The organism is Streptomyces sp. NPDC051963 (assembly GCF_044593495.1).
Classification (GTDB): Bacteria; Actinomycetota; Actinomycetes; order Streptomycetales; family Streptomycetaceae; genus Streptomyces.
The window spans coordinates 144,668-150,882 of record NZ_JBIUCC010000013.1; the positions used below are offsets into that span (position 1 = coordinate 144,668).

At 71.7% G+C, this 6,215-nt stretch carries 4 protein-coding genes and 1 pseudogene; all 5 read right to left on the reverse strand.

Annotated features, from left to right (window positions below):
* Nucleotides 1–941: pseudogene (locus ACIHFB_RS41805) on the reverse strand (hypothetical protein); the annotation flags it as partial.
* Between the two features lie 375 nt (nucleotides 942–1,316).
* Complete coding sequence (locus ACIHFB_RS41810) at nucleotides 1,317–2,216, reverse strand: 4'-phosphopantetheinyl transferase superfamily protein (RefSeq protein WP_365284622.1); 900 nt, start codon at nucleotides 2,214–2,216, stop codon at nucleotides 1,317–1,319.
* Between the two features lie 75 nt (nucleotides 2,217–2,291).
* A complete protein-coding gene (locus ACIHFB_RS41815; RefSeq protein ID WP_365284620.1) occupies nucleotides 2,292–4,052 on the reverse strand; it encodes an acyl-CoA dehydrogenase in 1,761 nt (586 codons plus the stop codon).
* Nucleotides 4,053–4,378: 326 nt separating this feature from the next.
* The gene (locus tag ACIHFB_RS41820; protein ID WP_365284618.1) at nucleotides 4,379–4,561 is read right to left on the reverse strand and encodes a DUF5302 domain-containing protein; all 183 of its coding nucleotides are present in this window, start codon (nucleotides 4,559–4,561) and stop codon (nucleotides 4,379–4,381) included.
* A gap of 97 nt (nucleotides 4,562–4,658) precedes the next feature.
* Entirely contained in the window at nucleotides 4,659–6,167 is a 1,509-nt protein-coding gene (locus ACIHFB_RS41825) for an MFS transporter (RefSeq protein WP_400129614.1), read from the reverse strand.
* Between the last annotated feature and the right edge of the window lie 48 nt (nucleotides 6,168–6,215).

Here is a 6,215-nt window from a genome sequence, read left to right on the forward strand (position 1 = left end):
TCCACGCCAGTGGTGGGGTGTGGGACGGGCCAGGTGGTGTCGGTGGGGGAAGGGAGGGAACGGGAGAAGAAGTCGTGGGCGGGGGCGGTGTTCTGGCGGGTGAGCCAGCGGGCGTAGTCGCGGATGTCGGGGCGGCGTTCGCCGCCGGGCAGCCGGCCGCCGGCCAGGTAGGCACGGTAGAACTCGCGCAGCAGCAGACGTGCGCTCCAGTCGTCGAGCAGCGCGTGGTGGTAGGTGAGCAGCATCCGGGCGGGCACGGGCTGCTCGCGTTCCGCTTCCGTGCCGCCGCCGAACACGGTGACGCGCAGCGGGCCGGGCAGGCGCGGGTCGATGCCGCGTACGCGGTCGTGTGCCACGAGGTCGGGCCAGCGTACGGCGGCGTACGGCAGCCACAGCACGGTCGCGTCGATGTGCTCGTGCAGGACGATCAGAGGTTCGGGCCCGTCGTCGAAGGCGGCGCGCAGCACGCTCTCGCTGTCGGTGACGGACTGCCAGGCGGCGCGCAGGCGTTCGGGGTCGAGGGGGCCGTGCCAGACCACGGTGAGCTGCTGGACGTGGCGGCCGGGGTGGGCGTCGGAGTCGGCGAGCAGTTCACGCTGGAGCGGGGTCGCCGCGAGGCTGCGGGCGGGGTGGGCGCCGGGCAGCGGATCGGTGAGCAGGTCGGCGAGCCGGCCGTAGGGGAAGACGTCGGCCGGGGTGGCCGTGTCGTCGGTGGCGAGGCGGAGCGCGTGGTGGTCGGGGCCGAGCTCGTCGACGCGGTGCCGCCAGGCCGGGGCGTCCGGGTCGTGGACGGCGAGGTGGTCGAGGGCGGCCTTGAGCCGGGCCGGGTCGAGGGGGCCGCGCAGCTCCAGGGCGGGCGCGTCGTAGGGGGGCCGGCCCAGGTCGACGAAGACGGTCGTCGTCTGCTCGGGCGGCTGGGGCGATGCATGATCGGCGGTCATCGGATATGTGGGGCACGCCCGTTCGGTGGCCGCGCGTACGGCGTGCTCTCGACGCGTACGACGTGTGTACGGCCTCCGCGAACGGCTGCGGAAGTACCCCCTCCCTCCCCTCTCTGCGAGCGCGAAACGAGTATGTGCAGGCCCGCCGACACGGTCCTGATGCGACGCTGACACCGTGCTAGGCGCTCCGCCGGGGGTGCCGGCGAGAAACGTGCCGCGATGTGTCGTCGGTCGGCTGCGGCGCCGTTGTCGCTGGTCGCGCCGTTCCCCGCGCCCCTTCGGGGCCCGGGGCCCCTCCTCCGGATCCTCGACCGCTCCTGCACGCGGCCTCGAACCCGACCCGAGCGTTCCTCCGGTGAACAGCCACCCCGGGCGTCATCCTTCGTCCTCCGCCGACGCCCCGAGCAGATCCGCCACCGCCCCCATGAACCCCTCGTCGAGCATCGTGCCCGGCGCCGTGTCCCCGGAGGTGTCGAGGCCTGTGTCGTGGCAGGCGACGCTGATGAGGTAGCGGCCGAGGGCCCGGTGGGTGCTGAAGGCCCACTCGCCGCGCGCGGCGGGCGTGCCGTCCGGCGCGAGCAGTCCGCCGCTTCCGATGCCGAAGCCGAACTCGGAGAAACCGAGCCGGAGTCCCTGCCCGAGGGCCTTGGTGTACGCCTCCTTCAGCGTCCACAGCCGCAGCAGCCCGGCCGATCGCTCGGCCTCGGGCAGCCGCTCCAGCCCCACGCGCTCGGCGGGCGTGCACACATGCTCCTGCATCAGGTCGAACGACATCGTCCGCCCGGCGGGCTCCGCGTCGACGCCGATGCGTCCGTTGCGGCTGACCCCGACGGCGATGAGGTCGTCGGTGTGGGTGAGGCTCACGTCGATCTGGTCGAGCCCGCGCAGATAGGGCCGCCCTCCGATCTTGTACGCGAGGTCGAGTTCGGCCGCCTCGGCGTCCAGCGCGGCCGCGGCCGTGAACTTGGTGGCCAGCCGCGACGCCACGAACCGGAAGCGCACGACCGGGTCGGCGGTGCGCCGGTACCGCGTCCAGTCGCGCCCGAGCAGCGACCGCAGGGCGGGGTCGGTGACGGCGGTGGCGAGCCACTGCCCCCAGGTGGTGTACACGACGGCGTTGCCCCGCAGCCGCATGCCCTCGCGGACCTGGTGCCACGGGCCCTCGGGCCCGCTGACGTACACCGGTTCGCTGATCCGGGCGGCGTCGAAGGCCGACGCGGGCACCGCGACCGGTTCGGCCCACGGGGCCGGGTTCGCCATTGTCGCTCCGGTCATGCCTGTCCCCCCTTCCCTCTTGCTTCCCTCTTGCTTCCCTGTTGTCCGTGTCGCGTTCTCGCACCGCACGCACGGTCACTGCGCGAGCGGTGTCGCGTCCAGATCGCAGCTGAGTCCCGCCCGGTAGCGCCGGACCAGTTCGTCCAGTACGTACGCCGCGCAGCCGTCGGGCAGTTCGGGCACCGGGATGCCGAGCCGCTCGCCGATCCGGGACAGCGCGAGCACGGCCCACGCCGCGTCGGCGAGGAACGGATCCGTGCCGTCCTGGCCCTCCCAGACGCCGAGCACCGCGGCCGCGGCGGCGATCAGGCTGTAGCGGTCGCTGAGCACGCACACCGCGGGATCGCCGAGGACGGAGGTCCCGTACGGCGGCAGCCGCCGGCAGGTCTCGCGCAGCGCGCGCAGTTCGGCGACGAACGCCTCGGCGAGTTCGGCGAGCGCGGTGATCTGGCCGCCGACCCCGCGGGACGGGGCGAGCCGGTCGGCCGAGCCGACGAGGGAGGCGGCCATGAAGTCGCCGCCTCCGGCGATGCCCAGCAACCGGTAGTCCAGCGGCGGCAGTTCGGCACCCTTGCGGAACAGCTCGGGCGGCGGCTCGTCCTCGGCGAACCAGGCACTCTCGGCGAGGGTGCGCAGCTGCGGCACGATCACGGCCTGACAGGCGGCGGTGCCGGCGTGGCCGAGTCCGGCGACCGGCAGATCCCGTACGAGCTTGTCGAGCGCGCCGTACTCGGGGCTGCCGTGCCGGTAGCCCCGGGAGCCCAGCACGGTGGAGAGCTCCTCCAGGTTCTCCCGCAGCAGGTCGGGCACGACGTACTTGACGGCGGCGGCGAGGACATGGGCCCGGTCGGGCAGCAGGCCCAGCGCGCGCAGGGCGACGGTGGCCATGCTGTCGCAGGCCAGCAGATCGGCGAAGACCCCGGTGAGCGGCTTGTGCCAGCGGCGGGCAACGGGCCCGCTGCGCCCGGTGGTCGCGGCCCGGACCGCGGAGTGCAGGACGGTGTCGGCGGCCGCGGTGACGACCCCGCAGATGACACTGCGGTTGACCTGGAAGGTGCGCAGGGCGAGCGCGACGCCTTCGCCGGCACGGCCGACGAGGGCGTCCTCGGGCAGCGTGCGGCCGTCGAACTCCAGGCCGGAGAAGAGCGCTCCGCGCATCCCCGAGGTCTCGATCCGCGGCAGGTGCCGCATGGTGCCGGGCTCGGTGCGCGTGGGGTCGAGGAGGAACACGGAGTGGCTGCGCGGTCCGCGTGCGGCGTCGGTACGGGCGTAGACGATCTGCGCGTCGGCGCGTGCCGCGTTGATGATCAGGTCCTTGCGGCCGTGGAGCCGCAGGCCGCCCTGACCGGCCGGTCGGGCGGTGAACTCGTCCCTCAGGATGGCGTTGGCGTGGGCGAGTTCATGGTGCAGGATCGTGGCGCGTCCGCCGCCGAGCAGCAGTTCGGCGAGGTCGCGGCGCTGGTCCGGGGTGCCGGCCGCCCAGACGGGGCCGGTGGCGAACAGCGAGGTGATGCCGTACCCGAAGCCGAGCGCGACATCGCGCCGGAAGACGGGGCGCAGGGTGCGCGCGAGCAGATCGGCGCGGGTGAGGCGCCCGCCGTACTCGACGGGTACGAACTCCGCGGCCAGCCCGGCCCCGTCGAGCAGTGCCTCGGTCGCGGCGGGCGGGGTGCGCCGGTGGTCGGCGGCGAACAGGGCGCGCAGCCCGTGCGGGTTGGCGGGGTCGTACGGATCGCCGAGCAGGGCCTCGAGCCGCGCGGCGCGCGCCAGTGCGAGCGCCTCCCAGCGGTCGCGCCCGGCGCCCGCCGTCCGTACGGTCTCGGCTGTGGTGGTCATGGCGGCGTTGGTCAGCTCCTTCGTACCTCTACGTACCTGTCGCGCATCTATGCCCGACAGTGACGGCCGCTTCTCGCAGCGCGCTGGAGCCGGGCTCGATGTTCCGTCCACAAATCCGGGGGCGGGCCGGTGGCCGGTGGCGGGAACCCGCTGAACAGACCGCGCAGGCGGTTTTTTTCTCGACCATTCCCCAAGCGGAACCCGAGCGCGATTCAAGCAGTACCCAAGTGGAATTCATGAATTCCTCGACCGATTCTCGACCGCATCAGAAAAGCCGCTGCGACCCCTCCGGCACGAAGGGATAGCAGCGGCCTGGATTCTGCGAGTCAGCCGGTCTTGCGCCGGAAGTAGCGCTTCTGTCCCGCCGGCCCATTCATGCCCTTGACCTTGCGTCGGCCCTCCTCATGCGCCTGCCGTGACCGGCCCGTTTTCTCCTTGCGTTCGAGCGCCTCACGGAATTTCCGCCGGGCTTCGTTCTCCGACGAATTATTCTGCGGCGTTTCGGTCATACCAACCTCCTGAGGGAAGTTTTGCTGCACAATCAGGCTGGCACAGAAATTCCGCACCGCCCAGGCGTATTTCTTTTTCCGGGGAACTGAATTCGGCCTATACTCCGTCGGGCACGAGTCGGTCGACGGCGTGGCCCGGGCGTTCGCCCGTCGGGTCCGTGGGTTCCGCGGCGGCCGGCTTCTTCCCGGGCAGCAGCGGGCTCAGCAGGGCGACCAGCACGAAGACGCCCGCGTTGTACCAGAGGGTGGCGGCGGTGGCGTCGCTGAAGCGCTCGGCACGGTCGCCGCTTCCGGAGCCGGACAGGCTGAAGAAGATCACGCCGACGATCGCGATCCCCGCGGCCGTGCCGAACTGGATGAGCGCGTTGACGACGCCGGAGCCCGCTCCGGCGTCCTGCGGCGGTACGTCGCCGAGAACGACGTTCGTGAGGATGGGCGAACACAGCCCCATGCCGAGGCCGACGACCAGTTCGGCGCCCGCCACCTGAAGCCAGGTCAGGTCGGGTCCCTGGGTCTCGATGAGCACGATCATCAGCAGCGTGCCGAGGGCCATGATCGAGGTGCCAAGGGCGACGAACGCCCGGCCGTTGGCGGTCCCCTTGCGCCAGGCGATCTGGAAGGTCGCCATGATGCCGATCGGGAAGGCGACGGTGACCAGGGCGGTGCGGATGGCGGACCAGCCGAGGCCCAGCTGCATCTGGTAGGTCAGCACCAGGAAGAACGAGGTGATGCCGGAGAAGGCGAGCATCACCACGAACACACCCGCGGTGAAGGAGCGGTGCCGGAACAGGGTGGGGGGAATCAGCGCCGATCCGTCCTTGCCATGGCGGCGGCGCTGGTAGAGGGCGAACGGCACCAGCAGCAGCAACGCCCCGGCCATCACCGCGAACATCCAGGCGGGCCAGCCCTGTTCACGTCCCTGGACCAGCGGGTACATCAGGCCGATTGCGGCGAGGGTGACCAGGACGACGCCGGGCACATCCAGGCGGGGCGCCCGGTCGGACCTGCTCTCCGGCAGACACCAGGCGGCCAGCACGACGGCCAGCACGCCGAACGGGATGTTGATCAGGAAGACCGCGCGCCAGCCGAGGCCGAACAGGTCCAGGTCCGTCAGCACACCGCCCAGGAGCGGGCCGGTGACTCCGCCGAGGCCCAGCACGGCGCCCATCATGGAGAACGCGACGACCCATTCCTTCTGGTCGAAGGTCGTCATGATGACGGACATCACCTGGGGCACCATCAGCGCGGCCATGACGCCCTGTGCCAGCCGGCCGCCGACCAGCACACCGGGTGAGGCGGCCACGCCGCACAGCACGGACGCGAGCGTGAAGCCGACGACGCCGGTGATGAACAGGCGTTTGCGCCCGTAGATGTCGCCGAGCCGTCCACCGGTGATCAGGAAGACGGCGAAGGCGAGGGCGTAGCCGGCCAGGGTCCACTGCGCGGTGGCGAAGTCGGCGCCCAGGTCGTCCTGGATGCTGGGCAGGGCGACCGTGACGATCGTCGAGTCGACGTTGTCGAGGAAAGCTGCGAGCAGCACCACGGCGAGAGCGATCCACTTTCGGCGCGATGGCGTCTGTGCCGGTGCGGTCTCTGTCGTTGACACTGTCACTTGATCAACTCCCGTGGGAACAGGATCGGGTGGGGGGTGGGT

Coding starts and splice junctions, on each gene's coding strand:
- ACIHFB_RS41815 (WP_365284620.1), bottom strand. CDS start 4,052: ATGACCACCACAGCCGAGACCGTACGGACGGCGGGCGCCGGGCGCGAC.
- ACIHFB_RS41810 (WP_365284622.1), bottom strand. CDS start 2,216: ATGACCGGAGCGACAATGGCGAACCCGGCCCCGTGGGCCGAACCGGTC.
- ACIHFB_RS41820 (WP_365284618.1), bottom strand. CDS start 4,561: ATGACCGAAACGCCGCAGAATAATTCGTCGGAGAACGAAGCCCGGCGG.